Here is an 18,765-nt window from a genome sequence, read left to right as displayed (position 1 = left end):
CTGATAAGGGTCAAATCCTTGAATGAAATTATGTGTATTAAAAGGGCTTTTCTACAATTTATAAAGAAGCACTAAAACTATCGTCGCTGCTGCCGTTAAATACAGTAGCTGTTAAGATAGTTAGATAATTCAAATATTACTCTGGCTACACATTTTAAGGGGATCGATCTGTGGATCTGGCGACACTTATAGGGATGTTAGGCGCGTTCGCCTTCATCATAATGGCGATGCTACTCGGTGGTACCTTGAGCATGTTTGCCGACGTCCCGTCTGCGCTGATTGTATTTGGCGGTAGTCTTTTCGTTGTAATGATGAAATACCCAATGGGACAGTTTTTTGGTGCCTTCAAAATTGCGGGTAAGGCCTTTATGTTTAAGGCAGATGACCCTGAAGATTTGATCGCAAAAGTGGTTGAGATGGCAGATGCCGCGCGTAAAGGTGGCTTTCTTGCATTGGAAGAGATGGAAGTGACCAACTCTTTTATGAAGAAAGGCGTAGATATGCTGGTGGATGGCCACGATGCGGAAGTGGTGAAAATGACACTTCAAAAAGACATCGCCATGACCGATGAACGCCATGATGGTGGAGCCCAATTCTACAGTGCGCTCGCTGATGTTGCACCCGCGATGGGAATGATCGGCACACTGGTTGGTCTGGTAGCCATGCTTTCAAACATGGATGACCCAAAGGCCATCGGTCCCGCGATGGCGGTAGCACTTTTGACAACACTCTACGGTGCGATGCTCGCGAACATGGTCGCCATTCCGATCGCAGATAAACTCCGTTTGCGTAAAGATCAGGAAAAGCAGAATCGACGCCTAATCATGGATGGGCTTCTTGCTATTCAGGATGGACAAAACCCACGCGTCATTGATGGCTATCTGAAAAACTACCTCAACGAGAAGAAACGCGCCGTTGACGTAGACGCATAAGGAGCCTGATATGGAAGAAGAATGCAAATGTCCCCCCCCAGGCCTGCCGGCTTGGATGGGTACGTTCGCGGACTTGATGTCCCTACTGATGTGTTTCTTCGTACTTCTACTTTCGTTTTCGGAAATGGACGTATTGAAGTTTAAACAGATCGCTGGCTCCATGAAGTTTGCGTTTGGTGTGCAAAACTTACTTGAAGTAAAAGACATCCCGAAAGGGACCAGTGTGATTGCACAGGAGTTTCGCCCAGGTCGCCCTGAACCAACACCCATCGAAGTGATCATGCAGCAAACCATCGACATGACGCAGCGCTCCCTCGATTTCCAAGACGGTGAATCTGATCGTGCGGGTGGCTCACAACGGGACTCTGCGAAACTTGAAGGGGGGTCTACCGCCAGTGAAGCCTCAATGCAGGAACAAGAACAAGACGTTGAACAGATGTCGAGTACCGCTCAAATGGTGGTACAAGCCTTAGAACGCGAAGTGGAAGAGGGGGCTATTGAAGTCGAAAACCTCGGGCAGCAGCTGGTTATTCGTATTCGAGAGAAAGGCGCGTTTCCTGCGGGGTCGGCGTTCTTGCAACCTAAGTTCCGTCCGTTGGTGCGTCAGATTGCCGAGTTGGTGAAAGATGTGCCGGGTGAGATAAAAGTGTCGGGACATACCGATGATTCGGCGCTGGATTCAGAACTGTATCGTTCAAACTGGGATCTGTCGGCGCAGCGTGCGGTGTCTGTTGCTCAAGAGATGGAAAAGGTTCAAGGGTTTGATCCCATGCGCATGCGTGTAGAAGGTTTGGCCGGTTCAATGCCGCGCGCCCCGAATGATTCGCCGGAGAATCGAGCGCTTAACCGTCGCGTCGAAATCTCTATTATGCAAGGTAAACCGCGAGAGTCTGAAGAGTTGTCAGCAGACGCACCGGTTGAGGCAATTCAGGAAAACTGATGGCGTCCTAAGCGAGAAGAATTCACACCTATAAAGAAAGCAGCGCATTGGCGCTGCTTTTTGGTTCGTGTCGGGTTATTTCGAATACGTTATGCTTGATGTATAATGCGCGCCTTTAAAGAAGCTGTAGCGAAACCTGTTATGAAATTTATCGTAAAAATTCACCCTGAGGTGATGGTCAAAAGTGAATCTGTACGGAAACGCTTCACGAAAATTCTGGAAGGTAACATCCGAAATGTTCTTAAGCGGAAGTCAGTTGCTATGGCGGTATATAACCGTCGCGACCATATCGAGGTTTCGCTAAAAGACGCTTCTCAACGCGAGCTTATGCTCGACGCTTTGACCTGTACCCCTGGTATTCACCACGTGTTGGAAGTCGAGCAAACTGAATTCACAGATCTGCACAACATTTACGAGATCGTTGCTGCAACGGTAAGCCACCAACTGGAAGGCAAGTCTTTCTGTGTGCGTGCTAAGCGTCGCGGTAATCATCCGTTTACGTCTATCGAAGTAGAGCGTTACGTTGGTGGTGGCTTGAATCAAGACGTCGAATCTGCGCGTGTTCAATTGAAAAACCCAGACATCACTGTTCACATTGAAGTGGACAAAGAAAACGTCAACGTGGTGCGCGAGCGTTTTAAAGGTCTAGGTGGTTTCCCTCTCGGTACACAAGAAGATGTACTGAGCTTGATCTCTGGTGGCTTTGACTCAGGGGTTTCAAGCTATTTGCACATCAAACGTGGCAGTAAGGTGCATTACTGCTTCTTCAATCTTGGTGGTGCTTCCCATGAGATTGGTGTTCAGCAAACTGCTTACTATTTGTGGGAGAAGTTCGGTTCTTCTGCGAAAGTGAAATTTGTGTCTATTGATTTTGAACCTGTTGTCGCTGAGATCTTAGAAAAGGTTGAAGATGGTCAAATGGGTGTGATCTTGAAGCGCATGTTCATGCGTGCGGCCTCGAAGATGGCTGAACGAAATGGTATTCAAGCACTGGTTACTGGCGAGGCGTTGGGCCAAGTCTCTAGCCAAACGTTGACCAACCTTCGTCATATCGATAACTCGACAGACACTTTGATTCTTCGTCCTCTGATTAACTGGGATAAAGAAGATATCATCAATTTAGCGCGTCAGATTGGTACCGAAGATTTCGCCAAAACGATGCCGGAATACTGTGGCGTGATTTCTCGTAAGCCAACCATTAAGGCTGAGAAAGAAAAGCTAGATATTGAAGAAGCGAAGTTTAACTTTGAGATCCTCGAGCAAGTGGTGCGTGAAGCGCGTACGATCGATATTCGTGAGATCGAAAAACAAAGTAAAGAAAAAGCTCCCGAAGTTGAGCAGGTTGGTGACATTGAATCAGGTGCAGTGGTTCTTGATATTCGCAGCCCTGAAGAAGAAGACGGCAACCCGTTAGAAATTGATGGTGCTGACGTTGTGCATATTCCGTTCTTCAAGTTGGCAACCAAGTTTGGCGATTTGGATCAGAGTAAAACGTACTTACTTTACTGTGATCGTGGTGTGATGAGCCGCTTGCAAGCGTTGTACTTGCAAGAGAATGGCTTTGCTAACGTGAAAGTGTATCGCCCGTAGTTGGTGCAATGCCATATTCAATAAAAAAACCGACCATGAGTCGGTTTTTTTTATTGCTTAGAAAAGCGAAAAGTAAGGCATGTCTTCTCGCTTCTCGCTCTAGGCGAACTTCTGCTCATAGTGAAGGTTTGGAATGATCACCATTGGGCCAACCACTTCTGCCGCTTTTTCTTTCCCCGCTAAGACATAAACAATCTCAACAGCAAACTCTAGTGCCGTGCCCGGCCCTTGGCTCGAAATCAGCTTGTGGTCGCGATCGGTGAAAACGCGTTTTGTATTCCGCTTGTCTTCGGCGATGTGCTCAACAAATGCAGGGTGACATGACTTGTATGCGTCGGGATAAAGGCCGTTTTTCTCGAGCACCAACGCGGGAGCGGCACAGATAGCGGCGACCCATTTTTGATCGCATTGCTGCTGGCGAAGCATTTCAATGATCAGTGCGCTTTCACCCAAACAGGTTGCGCCTTCAACACCACCAGGAATGACAATACAGTCGTATTCGTCGTCCGCCACTTTGACGAGAGGTGCGTCAGCAATCAGCCTTACGCCGCGTGAGCAGGTCAATTCGAGCTCGCCATTTGGTGCTGCGCTTGCCGTCGTTACGTTAAATCCCGCGCGTACCATGACATCAATGACGGTAACGGCTTCCATTTCTTCGGTGCCTGGTGCGAGGCACACTAAAACGCTAGGGGTGGTCATAGGATTGCTCCAAGTTCTTAATTGCGAGGTATAACGCCTGATTTTCAGGCGTGGCAATACGATGGCGATTGGCACAATGAATCAAATAGCCTGTAATGGCATCGATCTCTGATGCGCGTTTGAAAAACACGTCACGATTCATCGAGGAATAGTTTGTCGCTGTCGCATTCGCCACAGAGAGGGTGCGTTGTAGCACCGTGTCGCTGTCGGTATCTATGCCTTCCGCACGCATGACGAGGGCAATCTCGCTTGCAAGTTGGTGCAGCTGGTCACTGTATTCGGGTTTGGTGAGTTCACCGTTTTGAATCTGAAAGATCCCCGTTAATGGGTTGATCATGCAATTGATCGCGAGCTTTTGCCACAATGCTTGTTCGATCTTGTTCTCCCACGCGCAAGGGGGGAGGGCATGGTTCAGCACCTCTGTTAAGAAATCACAGCGCTTCCCGCTTGGGTTAATACCGCCTAGCCGTGTTTCACCCATGCCTGTGTGTCGAATAGTGGTTTCCGACAGTAACAAACTTGCTTGAGAGGTGGTTGCGAGTAATAAAGGGAAGGTCCCCAGTTTTTCAAGCGCGCTTTGCGCGGTGCCCATGCCGTTGTGCATGAGAATGACGGGCGTGTCTTGGTGAAGGTGTGGCAATAGGCTGTTTAGTGCTGTATCGACTTGAAAGGCTTTGACACAGACAAGGATGCAATCGCTATCAGCAAGTAAGGCTGGGTTGTTTGCAGGAAAGTGTTGCTCTGCTTGCGATTCAAGACTGCGTGTTAAAGAGTTCTGCTCTGCCCGCGTCCAGAAATGAACGTGGTGGCCTGCGTTTTGGAGCTTTAGTCCCCACAGCGTGCCAACAGCACCGGCACCGACGAGCGTGAAATGCATGATGTATCCTTTCTGTTTCCAATCTTTAGAAGAATACCACCGATCATCCTTTCGAATCACCACTGTAACGGCAAGGAATCATTCAGTTACCGCGCTCATTGTGGGCCTCAGAAAGTAAAAAAGCACCCGAAGGTGCTTTTTTCGATAATCTTGCGATTACAGGTGCATACCGATGCGGAAGATAGCTGCGTCGCCGTAGCCGTCTACACCCAGTTTGTTTGAGAAGTAACGGTAAGTCACGCTGGTGTAAACAGTGTCAGTGATGTCGTAAGACAGAACGACTGCACCATTTAGGCCTGAAGACTTAGTGCCTACGTGTGCTTGGTATTCATCAGAACGTGCAAATTCAACTTCGTTCCAGTTTACCAGTTGCAGAGGTTCACCAGCGATTTCGAAGCTGTAACCTGCAGACCAACCCAGCATACCACCGTTCATGCCGCTTGCCGCGCCTTTAGATGCGTCGTGAACACCAACCCATGGTTTGAACCAGTAGTTGTCGCCAGTCAGACCAACGTAACCCAGACCCAGAACGCGGTTTTGCTCACCACCGAACTTGTTGTCTACCAGGTCGTAGATTTGACCGTATGCAGTTACGTTGCCAGCAATTTTATAGTGGATTTGAAATTTTGCCGCTTGGCCGCGCTCGTCAGAACCTTTGTTCAGTTTCTCGTATTCGTAGAAACCGTAGATTTCACCCCAAGTAAAGCCTGCGCCACCTTCAGCACCGATGGTGATGTGGTCGTCGCGCATGTCACTTACATCATTACCATCAAAGCCTTGAGTACCATTGGTCCAAGTCAGGTAGTCGGTGTATACGTTACCGAAACCGTATAGATATTCAGCTTGTGCTGGTACAGCTGCTGCTGACGCCAGAACGGCAAGTGCTACTACTGATTTACGCATCTTAAGTTCTCTTTTACATCGCTAAGATTGGAGTGGCAAAGACACCGAATGGTAGGACCTCCGCCGTTGCGAGCGCCATTCTATGTAAAAGTTCAAAAAAGGAAATGCAATGTAACCGCAACCGTTTGCGTAATGTGATGCAGATCTCCATGTAATGGATTACATATGAGAATTTGATCGCAATATATGACATGCGTTTTGGTTTTGAGGCGTTTTGGTTTTGAGGCGTTTTGGTGTGGTGACCCGTGACGAATGCCACGGGTTCAACAGGTTTGAGGTTATTTCTGTAATTCAGCGAGACGTTTGAAGTGGTGTCGAAGTCCGACAATCATCGCAAGGCTTGGTAAAACCATCAGCGTTGTAATGATGAAGAAAAGCGACCAAGGGTTAAGCCAATCAACGCCATTCAACCATTCAAAGCTTTCAATCCAATCGACCATGGAGCCGCTGAAGGATGACAGCGTCGTGCGTCCAAGGTTGCCAAGGGAAGCCAGAAGCGCATATTGCGTGGCTGAAAATGCGCGCCCTGTTAGGAAGGTGAGGAAAGAAACAAACGCGATAGTGGCAAATGCACTGGTGAAGTTATCAACCAATATCGTGGCAAGGAAGAGGTCCTTGTTTGGGCCTATCTGCGCCATGAGTGCAAACATTAAGTTGCTGGCGGCCATGGCGATGCCGCCAATCAATAAGCCTCTTACAACACCGAATCGAACGTTGACGGCACTGCCAATTAATGTGAAAACGACGGTTGCGCCCCAGCCAATGAGCTTGGAGTAGTGGCCAATATCTTCGTTACTAAATCCGATCTCTTTGTAGAATACGATCGACATGCGTCCAAGGAAGGCTTCGCCAATCTTAAAGAGAAAAACAAAGAGCAATAGCGTCAATGCGACTTGCACGCCATTACGTCGGAAAAATTCAGCAAACGGCTCAACAATGGTGACTGAGAACCAAACCATAATGCTGCTTTCACCTTGATTAAGGCGTTTGGCATAGCGAGATTCAGCTTCTGCTTGAAGTTTTTCTCGATTGGTATTGGGTTCACCGACGAACAAGGTGAAAAGGATCAGCAACCCCACAAATGCCGCCATGCCGTAATACACACCATTCCAGCCAATGCTATCGGCATTGATAAAGGCGAAATAACCAGGAAGGCTGTATCCCGTCCACCAACCGATAACCGCCATTGCAGCCGCCTGCGGCAGTTTATTTTTTTCCTGCTCTTGGAAGCTATCTATCCTGAAGGCATCAATGGCAATGTCTTGCGTGGATGATGCAAGTGCGATTGTAAAAGCCAACGTGGTGGTTAACCAAAGGTTGAACGAAGGATCTGTGTTGGCAATGCTCAAGGTACAAACGAGCATAATGACCTGCATGAGCAAGATCCAGCTCCGGCGTTGACCTAAATATTTATGTAATACAGGGAGTTTTACGCGGTCAATTAGCGGTGCCCACATCCAGTTTATGGCGTATACGGCAAACACTGAGCCGAACAACCCGATGGCTGTGCGTGTGAGACCAGCATCTTTCAGCCAACCGGACATGTTGGAGCCGATTAACAGCCAAGGGAAGCCACTGGCGCAGCCAAGAAGAAAAACCCAAAGTAGGCGTCTATCAAGGTAGCTGGTTAGTGTTTCTCGCCAAGTTTGCGCGGGATCGTGGGACATGAAAAGACGTCCTTGTGAGTAACAGAGAATATCACCATGCTACCGTGCTTCAAGGTCGAATGCCACGAGCAAAATCGGGGACTTTTCCTTTGTTGATCAGATAACAAGCGCACTCTTGCACACGTTGCTTAACGAAGCGATTGCCTCTCAGCTCATGCTCTTGTCGAGATTCGATGAGGTAAATGAGGTACCAGTAAACCGATTCGTACTGATCCTCAGGGGGGCCGCTGGGAAGGGAGAGTTGCCACCAGTCCAAAAACTGCTGCTTTACCGACTCCTTTAATTCGTCGTAATCAGATTGACGAATAATAAAGCGCACGACCTCAGCAGCAAACGCTGGCGCATATTGTCGAATATGTTCGCCAGCTGCCTGCTTGTCGTTGTTTTCCGGATTGTCGGCAACGAGTTTTAGCATGTCTCCAAGGCCTATTACTTAGTGGTGATCGTCATTTTCTCGATAAGTATAGGCTGCTGTGGAACATCACGCATACGCGCATCTGGGATTGTTACTGTTTTCACGCTCGCAATTTTTTCAACCGTTGTAAAGCCTTGAATAACCTTGCCAAAAACGGTGTAGCCAAACTTGTAATCAGTCCCGTCTAGGTTGCTGTTATTTTGCAGATTGATATAAAACTGGCGCGTTGCTGAATCTGGATCTGAGGTACGTGCCATCGCGATGGTGCCGCGGCTGTTGCTCAAACCATTTTTCGATTCGTTCACCACTTCTTCATAGCTGGGTCTGCGCTCAAAGGATTTATCGAAACCGCCACCTTGCACAACAAATCCTTTGATAACACGGTGGAATTGTGTGCCTACATAGCTGCCGTCTTCAACGTATCGCAGAAAGTTTGCCACTGTTTTAGGGGCTTTTTCTGGATAGAGTTCAAGCGAGAAATTGCCGTCAGTCGTCGTAACATTCACTATCGGGTTTACTGCCCACGCCGACAGCGAAGCGAGCATGAAGCCAGCGGTTAACGCCGCTTTTAAAAGGTTTTTCATTAGAAGTTCTCGTTCATAAAGGTGGCAAGTTGCTTGTCACGCGAAATGTCTTGAAGCACAGCTTCCAACAATGTGTTTAAAGCAATTTCCATGTCTTCCACTGATGCGCTGGTTGCGCCTTCCATGGTGGATTTACCAGTGTAGCGTTTCACGAATTTGTTATCGCTTGTCTCAGCCACAAGTTGGATTTGCACGTTGGTTTGCATGGTGTGCGAAAACACGGAGTGTTCAACTTTGACCAATGCATCCAGCACATCTAGGCGCACTTTGCCTTTGCTGTCAGTCGCAACGCGGTAGCCTTGCGAGTTGAATTGTCGAGTTAGCGCGTCTTCAAGAACAATGCGTACGTTAGAGGTTGCGTGGATCGGTTGAACATTTTTACGGCCGTTATCAACGACAGCAACAAATTGGGCAGTACGTAAGTCACGGCTTTCTACCATCACCGTTTTACCTTGAACGACAGGCACTGACGAAATCGTTGGTTGAGGTGCGACGGTAAGTTGCGGCTCTTTGGGCGTAGAGCAAGCGCTCAAACCTAAAATGAGACCAGATATAAGTAGAATTTTTTTCATGTGTTAACACATCCCTTTAGCGTCTGACTTATTTAGAAGCTTCGACAATAACAAACTTACTGTTGGAGGCAATGATCTGCGCATTGCCAAAAAGACGTTTCAATTTAGCATGATAGCCGAGGTGACGGTTTCCTATCACGACAATACGTCCCTTCGGCTCTAGAACTCGCTTGGCGTCACAAAACATTTGCCAAGCAATATGATCAGTCACTGCATGTTGTTGGTGAAACGGAGGATTACAAAGTACCAGATCGGCACTGTTTTCTGCGAATTCATCAAGACAGTTATTGGCACGGCATTCAAATCTTGATGGATCAATACCATGGGCGACTAAATTGTGTCTTGCTGAGGCGATCGCCATGTGACTTTCGTCCACAGCTGTCACTTTTGCTTGTGGGTTCAATTTCGCAGATTGAACAGCCAGAACACCGTTACCACAGCCTAGATCGATAATGTGTTTAATTTCGTCACTGTGCGGAAGGTGTTTAAGCATTAAGTATGCGGCGATATCGAGACTTTCAGATGAAAACACATTCGCATGGTTTGATAGCGTGAGCTGATATTCAGGCACATCAAATGATGTCATTTCATTTGGCAAGGCATCGAGTTGGATGTGCTTTTCGCAAAAAATCAGACGTGCTTTCTTTTTCGCCAACGATGTGTGGGTTTCACCCAAGTGTTTTTCAAACAGTTTGAGTGTCGAAGAATGCACATCTTTTGCTTTTGCACCAAAAACGACAGAAGGTGATTTGTCGCTCAATTGCGCGATTTGCTGCAATTGCCACACCAAGAGTCGATTGTTTTTTGGCAGTTTTGCTACCACGATATCTACATCAAAAGAAAGCACATCAAGTGATGTCAGCAATGTTGCACCGTGGAGATCATTTTCTTCCAGGTTCTTTTCAATGCTCTGTTGTGAGAGCAGGGAATCGTTTACAGCTGTAACTTTAAATTGCTGCGCGAGAGCCCAGCAAGTTAGCGCACCGAACCCATCATTTAAGATCAATACACGCGATTGCGGGGGCAGGGCGAGACCTTTAACATGCTCAATTAAATATTCGTCCGCGGCATCCCATGCTTGCAGAGTTTCGTTCTTTTGGATTGGATAGCGACGTAGCGCTAAAGCGAGGCTTTCAATTTGCAAAGTGGTTTTCATTCAAAGATGCCAGCGAAGCGAGAAAAAGAGTGGGATTGATGGCGTATATTGTCGCAGATGATGCAAATACTGCAATCCTCTTCGCTTCTGCCTATCATTAGACGGGACGCGATGATATTTCAAAAAGATAAGGGCTATAACGAATAATGGTTGTACAGCAAAAAATCGAACAAAAACTGGCCGCAGCATTTTCTCCTGTGTTCTTAGATGTGATCAATGAAAGTCACATGCACAATGTTCCCGCTGGGTCAGAGAGCCATTTCAAAGTAACGGTTGTTACGCAGGGCTTTGAAGGGAAACGATTACTGGCAAGACACCGTTCGGTTAACCAAGTGCTCGCGGACGAGTTGAAAAATGATATCCATGCTTTGGCAATTCATACATATACTGAAAGCGAATGGCACGAATTAAACGGACAATCCCCGGTTTCTCCTCCATGCCATGGCGGGTCAAATTTAGACTCGTAAGATTGAACAATATTCAAGGCTGTTAGCATAAACGGCCTTTTTCTTAGTAAAAGTAAAAAATGCATAACGCGTAGTTAACAACTTGAATGAAAAATTCAGTGAAGTGAAATGTAAGTGAGCAAATGTTAAAGATTTACGTGTCGACGAAACACGATATGCATGCATAAACACATTTACAGTTTGTTACGCTTGTAACACTCTTTAAACAACGTCTTTGCATGCCAATTTGTGCACTTGCTCATACTTATCAATCAGAATTGGCGATAGTTTGCTCAGTTGCCGAAAATTCAAGGTGTATCACGGTGATTGCCGTGGAATAGCGACTTTGGTTGATGGTAGAATCCACCGCTTGAAAACTAGCCCGACACTGAAAAATGTTGCGGGTTAGTCATTTGGAAGTTGCGAAGGTTGAATAATTTCGTTGTTCAGCCAGACAGTGGAAAGTCGTGTATTAACTGCGCAATAACAGAATTCTTTTTCCCGTTAATGTAGTGCAAGTGCGTATGATTACAATAAAAAAGGGTTTGGATATCCCCATTTCAGGGACTCCTACTCAGGTGATTAATGATGGCCCAGCCATCAAAACAGTTGCCTTGCTTGGCGAAGAGTACGTTGGCATGCGTCCAACGATGCATGTTCGTGTTGGCGATGTAGTAAAGAAAGGTCAGATGCTTTTTGAAGACAAAAAGAATGCTGGCGTTAAATTTACTGCACCTGCTGCAGGTACTGTGGTTGAAGTTAACCGCGGTGCGAAACGTGTTCTTCAGTCGGTTGTCATCGAAGTCGAAGGCAATGAGCAAGTCACTTTCAATAAGTACGAAGCCTCTGAAATTGCAGGCCTAGACCGTCAAGTTGTTGTTGAACAACTTGTCGAATCTGGTGCTTGGACAGCGCTTCGAACCCGTCCATTCAGCAAAAGCCCGGCAGTAGATGCGAAGGCTGCGGCTGTATTCGTTACAGCAATTGATACCAACCCTCTGGCTGCAAATCCAGAGCAAATTATCAATGAGCAGCAAGAAGCATTCGTTGCTGGTTTGGATGTTCTTTCACGTCTAACTGACAATAAAGTGTTCGTATGTAAAGGTGAATCAAGCCTTCCGCGTAGTGCACAATCTAATGTCGAAGAACACGTGTTCAACGGTCCTCACCCAGCAGGTTTGGTTGGTACTCACATCCATTTCCTTCGCCCTGCAGGCTTGGAAGCGCAAGTTTGGCACCTGAACTACCAAGACGTTATTGCGTTCGGTAAACTTTTCCTAACCGGTGAAATTTATACTGATCGCGTAATCTCTTTGGCAGGCCCTGTGGTAAACAACCCTCGCCTAATTCGCACACAAGTCGGTGCGTCAATTAATGATCTTACTGACAATGAATTGATGCCTGGAGAAATCCGTCTTATTTCTGGTTCCGTACTAAGCGGTACAGATGCTGGCGGTGCTCATGGTTTCCTTGGTCGCTTCCACCTGCAGGTGAGTGCGCTTCGAGAAGGCCGTGAGAAAGAACTGTTTGGTTGGATTGTTCCAGGCAAAAACAAGTTCTCTGTAACCCGTGCGTTCCTGAGCCAGTTCTTCAAAGGCCAGCTGTTCAACATGACAACCACTACCAATGGTAGTGAGCGTTCAATGGTGCCAATTGGCAACTACGAACGTGTTATGCCTCTGGACATTGAGCCAACCATGTTACTTCGAGACATCTGTGCAGGTGATTTGGACAGCATGGTTCAGTTAGGTGCACTGGAACTTGATTCAGAAGATTTAGCTCTGTGTACCTTTGTTTGCCCTGGCAAATACGATTTTGGCCCGATGCTTCGCGAGTGCCTTGATCAAATTGAGAAGGAAGGGTAACTGATGAGCCTGAAAAAATATCTGGAAGACATCGAACCGCATTTTGAACCTGGTGGCAAGCATGAAAAATGGTTTGCGCTGTACGAAGCAGTAGCAACCTTGCTTTACACCCCAGGTACAGTGACACATCGCGGTGCGCATGTTCGTGACAGTATCGACCTAAAACGCATCATGATCATGGTGTGGATTGCTGTGTTCCCTGCCATGTTCTTTGGCATGTACAACACAGGTAACCAAACCATCATGGCATTGAATGCCATGTACAGTGGCGACCAACTTACCTCAATCATTGATGGTAACTGGCACTACTGGCTAACACAGATGTTTGGTGGCACGCTCCAAGCCGATGCAGGCTGGGCAAGCAAAATGATGCTTGGTGCGACCTACTTCCTACCAATCTACGCGACAGTGTTCCTTGTCGGTGGTTTCTGGGAAGTCCTTTTCTGTATGGTCCGCAAGCATGAAGTCAACGAAGGTTTCTTCGTCACCTCTATCCTGTTTGCTTTGATTGTTCCGCCAACGCTTCCGCTATGGCAAGCAGCACTAGGTATTACCTTCGGTGTTGTTGTTGCGAAAGAAATCTTCGGTGGTACCGGACGTAACTTCTTGAACCCGGCACTTGCTGGTCGTGCATTCCTGTTCTTTGCATACCCTGCACAGATTTCAGGTGACTTGGTTTGGACTGCTGCTGATGGCTTCTCTGGTGCAACTGCACTGAGCCAATGGGCTGCAGGCGGTCAAGGCGCGCTGGTTCATAACGTCACGGGTAACTCGATTTCTTGGATGGACGCGTTCATCGGTAACATCCCAGGTTCAATCGGTGAAGTGTCAACACTGGCCATCATCATTGGTGGTGCAATGATCGTTGCGATGCGTATTGCATCATGGCGCATCATCGTAGGTACCATGATTGGTCTTGTTGCTACTGCGACCTTGTTCAACATCGTTGGCTCAAGCACTAACCCAATGTTCAGCATGCCTTGGCACTGGCACTTGGTTCTAGGTGGTTTTGCGTTCGGTATGATGTTCATGGCGACCGATCCAGTTTCAGCCTCATTCACCAATAAAGCAAAATGGTGGTACGGCATCCTGATTGGTGCGATGGCAGTTATGATTCGTGTTGTTAACCCGGCATACCCAGAAGGTATGATGCTGGCGATTCTGTTCGCGAACCTGTTTGCCCCGCTGTTCGACAACCTGGTTATTCAGGGCAACATCAAACGGAGGCTGGCTCGTGTCAAGCAATAACGATAGCATTAAAAAAACGCTGACCGTAGTTATCGCGCTGAGCCTTGTGTGTTCAGTCGTGGTATCTTTCGCGGCGGTTTCTCTGCGTCCTTTGCAAGAGAAAAATGCCGTTCTAGACGTACAGCGCAACATCCTTTCTGTTGCCGGCATCGATGCTGACGGTGACATTCAAGCAGCCTTTGGCAAGTTCATTCAACCCCAGTTGGTTGATTTGGCAACAGGTGAGATGGTGGGTACTGAAGCAGAAGCTGCGAAGTACAATCAACGTCTTGCTGCCAATGACCCAGCTGAGTCGATTCTGCTTCCTGCAGACCAAGACTTCGGTGGTATTGGCCGTCGCGCCAACCTAGCGAAAATTTACTTGGTGAAAGACGCAGAAGGCAAAACGAGCGAAATCATTCTTCCAATGCACGGTAACGGTCTTTGGTCGATGATGTATGCGTTCGTTGCAGTTGAAACCGATGGCAACACCGTTGGCGGCATCTCTTACTACCAACAAGGTGAAACTCCAGGACTGGGTGGCGAAGTCGAAAACCCACGCTGGCGTTCACAGTTCGAAGGTAAGAAGCTGTTTGATGAGCAGGGTAAACCAGCGATTCGTATCGTAAAAGGCGGCGCTCAACCTGGAGATATCCACGGTGTTGACGGTCTGTCTGGGGCTACTCTGACGGGTAACGGTGTTCAGTACACCTTTGACTTCTGGTTGGGAGACAATGGTTTCGGACCATTCCTGACTAAAGTTCGTGAAGGAGGCCTGAACAATGGCTAACACTAAAGAACTTAAACAGAATCTGTGGGGCCCACTACTAGACAACAACCCTATTGCACTTCAAGTGCTAGGTGTGTGTTCTGCGCTAGCGGTTACCACTAAGCTAGAAACAGCATTTGTTATGACGCTAGCGGTAGTATTCGTTACCGCTTTCTCTAACTTGTTCGTTTCGGCGATTCGCAATCATATCCCTAACTCAGTACGTATTATCGTGCAGATGGCGATCATCGCCTCGCTGGTAATCGTTGTTGACCAGATCCTTAAAGCATACGTTTATGACATCTCTAAGCAGCTGTCTGTATTCGTTGGTCTGATCATCACTAACTGTATCGTAATGGGTCGTGCTGAAGCATATGCAATGAAATCAGCGCCACTTCCATCATTCATTGATGGTATCGGTAACGGTTTGGGTTACGGCTTCGTTCTGATTACTGTCGGCTTCTTCCGTGAGCTTTTGGGCTCAGGCAAGCTGTTTGGTATGTCTGTATTGCCTCTGACTTCAGAAGGCGGTTGGTACCAACCAAACGGTATGATGCTTCTGGCACCATCAGCATTCTTCCTGATCGGCTTCCTGATCTGGATTGTACGTACGTTCAAACCTGAACAAATAGAAGCGAAGGAGTAAGGACGTAATGGAACATTACATCAGCCTGCTGGTCCGTTCGATCTTCATCGAAAACCTGGCACTTTCTTTCTTCCTAGGTATGTGTACTTTCTTGGCTGTATCTAAGAAAGTTAAAACATCGTTCGGTCTTGGTGTTGCGGTAATCGTAGTACTGTCTGTGGCCGTTCCGGTTAACAACCTGATTTACAACTTTGTACTAAGAAACGGTGCGATTGTTGAAGGCGTGGATCTTAGCTTCCTGAACTTCATCACTTTCATCGGCGTTATCGCGGCTTTGGTACAGATCCTAGAAATGGTTCTGGACCGCTTTTTCCCGCCGCTATACAACGCATTGGGTATCTTCCTTCCATTGATCACAGTTAACTGTGCAATCTTTGGTGGTGTATCTTTCATGGTTCAACGTGACTACAACTTCGTAGAATCTGTGGTTTACGGTTTCGGCTCTGGTGTGGGCTGGATGCTAGCGATTGTTGCGCTGGCAGGTATTCGTGAAAAGATGAAGTACTCAGATGTACCTCCTGCACTTCGTGGTCTAGGTATTACCTTCATCACTGTAGGTTTGATGGCGCTGGGCTTTATGTCTTTCTCCGGTGTTCAACTGTAAGTCGGGTAAACCGCGAAATAAGGAATAGTCAATGGACATTATTCTTGGTGTAGTGATGTTTACTCTAATTGTACTGGCTCTGGTACTGGTGATTCTGTTCGCCAAATCCAAGTTAGTACCATCAGGTGACATCACCATATCTGTAAACGGCGATGACTCTTTAGCTATCGTTACACAGCCTGGCGGCAAGCTGCTAAGTGCGCTTGCAGGTGCAGGCGTATTCGTCTCTTCTGCATGTGGTGGCGGTGGTTCTTGTGGCCAGTGTCGCGTGAAAATCAAATCGGGCGGCGGTGATATTCTGCCAACTGAACTTGATCACATCAGCAAAGGTGAAGCGCGTGAAGGCGAACGTCTAGCATGTCAGGTTGCAATGAAAATCGACATGGACATCGAGCTTCCAGAAGAAATCTTCGGTGTTAAGAAGTGGGAATGTGCTGTTATCTCTAACGATAACAAAGCAACCTTCATCAAAGAACTTAAGCTTCAAATCCCTGATGGCGAATCTGTACCTTTCCGTGCAGGTGGTTACATCCAGATTGAAGCACCAGCGCACCACATTAAGTACGCTGACTTTGATGTACCAGAAGAGTACCGTGAAGATTGGGACAAGTTTAACCTATTCCGTTATGAGTCTAAGGTTAACGAAGAAACTATCCGCGCATACTCAATGGCTAACTACCCAGAAGAGTTTGGCATTATCATGCTGAACGTGCGTATTGCTACGCCGCCACCTAACAACCCAGAAGTTGCTCCAGGCATCATGTCTTCGTTCATCTGGTCGTTGAAAGAAGGTGATAAGTGTACGATCTCTGGTCCATTCGGTGAGTTCTTCGCGAAAGACACTGACGCTGAAATGGTATTCGTTGGTGGTGGTGCAGGTATGGCACCAATGCGTTCGCATATCTTCGATCAGCTTAAGCGTTTGAAGTCTAGCCGTAAGATGTCTTTCTGGTACGGTGCACGTTCTAAGCGTGAGATGTTCTATGTGGAAGATTTTGATGGTCTTCAAGCAGAGAACCCTAACTTCCAGTGGCATTGTGCGCTGTCAGATCCGCTTCCAGAAGATAACTGGGAAGGTCTAACAGGCTTCATCCACAACGTGCTATTCGAGAACTACTTGAAAGATCACGATGCGCCTGAAGATTGTGAGTTCTACATGTGTGGTCCTCCAATGATGAACGCGGCTGTGATCGGCATGCTGAAAGATCTGGGTGTTGAAGATGAAAACATCCTACTTGATGACTTCGGTGGCTAATTTACACCACGTCTGAAAGAACAATGGCTGGCCTTAGGGTCAGCCATTTTGCGTAAATACCATACCAATCACAGAAGTTATTTAAGAGAACCAAAGTGTAAGTGCCATAAATCATTCTGATTTGTCTTCGATTTACATCGTCATGTTCGCTAAATATATACTGTGATTGGTATTCGAATGCTGTTGTGTTGATGGCTATGTATGGCTGCAACGTTTTGCGTTCTAATACCTCTATTTCCAAAACCGGATAAAGTAATGAAAAAATTCCTGTTGTCTGCCGGTCTTATTGTTAGCGCCTTATTGGTTCTGGCAGGCTGCGATCAAACGCCGAAACAAACGCACTTAACAGGTTCCACAATGGGAACCTATTACTCGGTTAAGTTTTTGAACGATGTGACATTGCCGAGTGCATCTGATATCCAAGTGGAAATTGATAAACGTTTGGAGTTGGTGAATGACCAAATGTCGACCTACCGTAAAACGTCTGAACTGAGTCAGTTTAACCAACACAAAGATGATTCACCGTTTACGGTATCAAAAGATACGGCGACGGTGATGAGTGAAGCGATTCGCATTAATAAACTGTCAGGCGGGGCACTGGATGTCACTGTCGGACCTTTGGTTAACCTATGGGGTTTTGGCCCTGAAGGCAGACCAGATCGCGTTCCAACCGATGCTCAAGTCGCAGAGCGCCGTGCGATGACGGGGATTAATCATCTTTTTGTGGATGGTATGTCTGTGATCAAAACGAACCCAGACCTGTATGTAGATCTTTCCTCGATCGCAAAAGGGTTTGGCGTGGATGTTATTGCAAATTACCTGGCTGAACTTGGTTTGAGTAACTATCTGGTTGAGATTGGCGGTGAGCTTCAATTGAAAGGCGTGAATGCAGAAGGTCAGCCTTGGCGCATTGCGATCGAAAAACCAAGCGACGATCAACAAACCGTTCAAGAGATCATTGCCCCTGGAGACATGGCAATGGCAACGTCGGGCGATTACAGAAACTATTTTGAGGAAAATGGTGTTCGCTATTCGCACACGATTAATCCTGCTACGGCAAAACCTATTAATCACCGCTTGGTGTCTGTCACTGTCTTGGATAAATCATGTATGACGGCAGATGGCTTTTCTACTGCCTTCATGGTGATGGGGCCTGACAAAGCACTTACGCTGGCGAACAGTGAAAAAATTGCCGCATTTTTCATCATAAAGACGGATAATGGCTTCAAAGAAGTCGCATCGGACGCGTTTAAAAAGTATCTAACACGTTAAGGGTAATGAAATGTCTGTATATCTGATAACGTTTTCGGTTTTCATGCTTGTGATTGCAGGCATGTCTATCGGTTACATTGTTCAACGAAAAACGATCAGCGGCAGTTGCGGCGGTCTCGGCTCTATCGGCATTGAAAAAGAATGTGATTGCCCAGAACCTTGTGACGCTCGTAAAAAGCGCGAAGCACGTGCGGCGAAAGCTGAAGAGTGGAAAAAGAATCAGATTCTCTAACGATTCCACCTTGTTAAAAGGTCGCTGTGAGCGGCCTTTTTTGTGTCTGAAATCTGAGGTTATGTTCCTAATGTCCTATGAGGAAAGGTTCTTAAGGCGACAAACTTGCATCAT

Annotated in this window: 20 protein-coding genes; 12 read left to right on the top strand and 8 right to left on the bottom strand. The window is 47.1% G+C overall.

Annotated elements, in window-relative coordinates; genetic code table 11:
• Window positions 1-170 precede the first annotated feature (170 nt).
• The 3 genes from pomA to thiI all read left to right on the top strand — a co-directional run bounded on the left by pomA (window position 171) and on the right by thiI (window position 3,462).
• Entirely contained in the window at window positions 171-932 is a 762-nt protein-coding gene (gene pomA, locus BM082_RS11580) for a flagellar motor protein PomA (protein WP_026024688.1), read from the top strand.
• A gap of 10 nt (window positions 933-942) precedes the next feature.
• On the top strand, window positions 943-1,872 hold the full coding sequence (locus BM082_RS11575; protein ID WP_017011345.1) for a flagellar motor protein MotB: 930 nt from the start codon (window positions 943-945) through the stop codon (window positions 1,870-1,872).
• A 141-nt stretch (window positions 1,873-2,013) separates the two neighbouring features.
• Window positions 2,014-3,462: a tRNA uracil 4-sulfurtransferase ThiI gene (gene thiI / locus BM082_RS11570; protein WP_026024687.1), complete on the top strand. Its 1,449-nt coding sequence runs from the start codon at window positions 2,014-2,016 to the stop codon at window positions 3,460-3,462.
• Window positions 3,463-3,561: 99 nt separating this feature from the next.
• On the opposite strand, the gene BM082_RS11565 is transcribed toward thiI, so the two are convergent.
• The 8 genes from BM082_RS11565 to BM082_RS11530 form a co-directional block, all read right to left on the bottom strand.
• The gene (locus tag BM082_RS11565) at window positions 3,562-4,161 is read right to left on the bottom strand and encodes a DJ-1 family glyoxalase III (protein WP_017011343.1); all 600 of its coding nucleotides are present in this window, start codon (window positions 4,159-4,161) and stop codon (window positions 3,562-3,564) included.
• Complete coding sequence (locus tag BM082_RS11560; protein ID WP_017011342.1) at window positions 4,148-5,038, bottom strand: 2-dehydropantoate 2-reductase; 891 nt, start codon at window positions 5,036-5,038, stop codon at window positions 4,148-4,150. Before BM082_RS11560 ends, BM082_RS11565 begins: the two co-directional genes overlap by 14 nt.
• 156 nt (window positions 5,039-5,194) lie before the next feature.
• Complete coding sequence (locus BM082_RS11555; protein ID WP_074926988.1) at window positions 5,195-5,941, bottom strand: outer membrane protein OmpK; 747 nt, start codon at window positions 5,939-5,941, stop codon at window positions 5,195-5,197.
• Between the two features lie 278 nt (window positions 5,942-6,219).
• Entirely contained in the window at window positions 6,220-7,608 is a 1,389-nt protein-coding gene (locus BM082_RS11550) for an AmpG family muropeptide MFS transporter (protein ID WP_017012633.1), read from the bottom strand.
• Between the two features lie 49 nt (window positions 7,609-7,657).
• Entirely contained in the window at window positions 7,658-8,023 is a 366-nt protein-coding gene (locus BM082_RS11545; protein WP_017011339.1) for a hypothetical protein, read from the bottom strand.
• A gap of 14 nt (window positions 8,024-8,037) precedes the next feature.
• Window positions 8,038-8,607 (bottom strand): peptidylprolyl isomerase, encoded by a 570-nt coding sequence (locus BM082_RS11540; protein ID WP_074926986.1) that lies wholly within the window; start codon window positions 8,605-8,607, stop codon window positions 8,038-8,040.
• Complete coding sequence (locus BM082_RS11535; protein ID WP_017011337.1) at window positions 8,607-9,179, bottom strand: YajG family lipoprotein; 573 nt, start codon at window positions 9,177-9,179, stop codon at window positions 8,607-8,609. The genes BM082_RS11540 and BM082_RS11535 overlap by 1 nt, the downstream gene beginning before the upstream one ends.
• A gap of 28 nt (window positions 9,180-9,207) precedes the next feature.
• On the bottom strand, window positions 9,208-10,335 hold the full coding sequence (locus BM082_RS11530) for a methyltransferase (RefSeq protein ID WP_017012635.1): 1,128 nt from the start codon (window positions 10,333-10,335) through the stop codon (window positions 9,208-9,210).
• Window positions 10,336-10,481: 146 nt separating this feature from the next.
• Between BM082_RS11530 and bolA the strand changes: the two genes are divergently transcribed.
• From bolA to nqrM, 9 genes are all read left to right on the top strand, one after another.
• On the top strand, window positions 10,482-10,802 hold the full coding sequence (gene bolA, locus BM082_RS11525) for a transcriptional regulator BolA (RefSeq protein ID WP_017011335.1): 321 nt from the start codon (window positions 10,482-10,484) through the stop codon (window positions 10,800-10,802).
• Window positions 10,803-11,305: 503 nt separating this feature from the next.
• Window positions 11,306-12,646: a Na(+)-translocating NADH-quinone reductase subunit A gene (locus BM082_RS11520; RefSeq protein WP_035017086.1), complete on the top strand. Its 1,341-nt coding sequence runs from the start codon at window positions 11,306-11,308 to the stop codon at window positions 12,644-12,646.
• 3 nt (window positions 12,647-12,649) lie between these two features.
• Window positions 12,650-13,894, top strand: coding sequence for an NADH:ubiquinone reductase (Na(+)-transporting) subunit B (locus BM082_RS11515; RefSeq protein ID WP_017011333.1), 1,245 nt, complete (start codon window positions 12,650-12,652; stop codon window positions 13,892-13,894).
• A complete protein-coding gene (locus tag BM082_RS11510) occupies window positions 13,881-14,663 on the top strand; it encodes a Na(+)-translocating NADH-quinone reductase subunit C (protein ID WP_017011332.1) in 783 nt (260 codons plus the stop codon). The genes BM082_RS11515 and BM082_RS11510 overlap by 14 nt, the downstream gene beginning before the upstream one ends.
• Window positions 14,656-15,288 (top strand): NADH:ubiquinone reductase (Na(+)-transporting) subunit D, encoded by a 633-nt coding sequence (locus BM082_RS11505; RefSeq protein ID WP_017011331.1) that lies wholly within the window; start codon window positions 14,656-14,658, stop codon window positions 15,286-15,288. Before BM082_RS11510 ends, BM082_RS11505 begins: the two co-directional genes overlap by 8 nt.
• 7 nt (window positions 15,289-15,295) lie before the next feature.
• Window positions 15,296-15,892, top strand: coding sequence for an NADH:ubiquinone reductase (Na(+)-transporting) subunit E (nqrE, locus tag BM082_RS11500; RefSeq protein WP_017011330.1), 597 nt, complete (start codon window positions 15,296-15,298; stop codon window positions 15,890-15,892).
• 31 nt (window positions 15,893-15,923) lie between these two features.
• Window positions 15,924-17,147 carry an NADH:ubiquinone reductase (Na(+)-transporting) subunit F gene (gene nqrF, locus BM082_RS11495; RefSeq protein ID WP_017016650.1) on the top strand — a complete coding sequence of 408 codons (1,224 nt, stop codon included), beginning with the start codon at window positions 15,924-15,926 and terminating at the stop codon, window positions 17,145-17,147.
• Window positions 17,148-17,402: 255 nt separating this feature from the next.
• Window positions 17,403-18,419, top strand: coding sequence for an FAD:protein FMN transferase (locus BM082_RS11490; protein ID WP_017011328.1), 1,017 nt, complete (start codon window positions 17,403-17,405; stop codon window positions 18,417-18,419).
• Window positions 18,420-18,429: 10 nt separating this feature from the next.
• On the top strand, window positions 18,430-18,651 hold the full coding sequence (gene nqrM / locus BM082_RS11485) for a (Na+)-NQR maturation NqrM (RefSeq protein WP_017011327.1): 222 nt from the start codon (window positions 18,430-18,432) through the stop codon (window positions 18,649-18,651).
• The last annotated feature ends 114 nt before the right edge of the window (window positions 18,652-18,765 follow it).

The organism is Enterovibrio norvegicus DSM 15893 (assembly GCF_900115495.1).
GTDB classification, from domain to species: Bacteria; Pseudomonadota; Gammaproteobacteria; order Enterobacterales; family Vibrionaceae; genus Enterovibrio; species Enterovibrio norvegicus.
This window is presented reverse-complemented; position numbering and strand designations above follow the sequence as displayed.

What these genes read in the sequence shown, in the direction of transcription:
- BM082_RS11575 (WP_017011345.1), top strand. Translation starts at nt 943, where the DNA reads ATGGAAGAAGAATGCAAATGTCCCCCCCCAGGCCTGCCGGCTTGGATG.
- thiI (WP_026024687.1), top strand. Translation starts at nt 2,014, where the DNA reads ATGAAATTTATCGTAAAAATTCACCCTGAGGTGATGGTCAAAAGTGAA.
- BM082_RS11565 (WP_017011343.1), bottom strand. Translation starts at nt 4,161, where the DNA reads ATGACCACCCCTAGCGTTTTAGTGTGCCTCGCACCAGGCACCGAAGAA.
- BM082_RS11560 (WP_017011342.1), bottom strand. Translation starts at nt 5,038, where the DNA reads ATGCATTTCACGCTCGTCGGTGCCGGTGCTGTTGGCACGCTGTGGGGA.
- BM082_RS11555 (WP_074926988.1), bottom strand. Translation starts at nt 5,941, where the DNA reads ATGCGTAAATCAGTAGTAGCACTTGCCGTTCTGGCGTCAGCAGCAGCT.
- BM082_RS11550 (WP_017012633.1), bottom strand. Translation starts at nt 7,608, where the DNA reads ATGTCCCACGATCCCGCGCAAACTTGGCGAGAAACACTAACCAGCTAC.
- BM082_RS11545 (WP_017011339.1), bottom strand. Translation starts at nt 8,023, where the DNA reads ATGCTAAAACTCGTTGCCGACAATCCGGAAAACAACGACAAGCAGGCA.
- BM082_RS11540 (WP_074926986.1), bottom strand. Translation starts at nt 8,607, where the DNA reads ATGAAAAACCTTTTAAAAGCGGCGTTAACCGCTGGCTTCATGCTCGCT.
- BM082_RS11535 (WP_017011337.1), bottom strand. Translation starts at nt 9,179, where the DNA reads ATGAAAAAAATTCTACTTATATCTGGTCTCATTTTAGGTTTGAGCGCT.
- BM082_RS11530 (WP_017012635.1), bottom strand. Translation starts at nt 10,335, where the DNA reads ATGAAAACCACTTTGCAAATTGAAAGCCTCGCTTTAGCGCTACGTCGC.
- bolA (WP_017011335.1), top strand. Translation starts at nt 10,482, where the DNA reads ATGGTTGTACAGCAAAAAATCGAACAAAAACTGGCCGCAGCATTTTCT.
- BM082_RS11520 (WP_035017086.1), top strand. Translation starts at nt 11,306, where the DNA reads ATGATTACAATAAAAAAGGGTTTGGATATCCCCATTTCAGGGACTCCT.
- BM082_RS11515 (WP_017011333.1), top strand. Translation starts at nt 12,650, where the DNA reads ATGAGCCTGAAAAAATATCTGGAAGACATCGAACCGCATTTTGAACCT.
- BM082_RS11505 (WP_017011331.1), top strand. Translation starts at nt 14,656, where the DNA reads ATGGCTAACACTAAAGAACTTAAACAGAATCTGTGGGGCCCACTACTA.
- nqrE (WP_017011330.1), top strand. Translation starts at nt 15,296, where the DNA reads ATGGAACATTACATCAGCCTGCTGGTCCGTTCGATCTTCATCGAAAAC.
- nqrF (WP_017016650.1), top strand. Translation starts at nt 15,924, where the DNA reads ATGGACATTATTCTTGGTGTAGTGATGTTTACTCTAATTGTACTGGCT.
- BM082_RS11490 (WP_017011328.1), top strand. Translation starts at nt 17,403, where the DNA reads ATGAAAAAATTCCTGTTGTCTGCCGGTCTTATTGTTAGCGCCTTATTG.
- nqrM (WP_017011327.1), top strand. Translation starts at nt 18,430, where the DNA reads ATGTCTGTATATCTGATAACGTTTTCGGTTTTCATGCTTGTGATTGCA.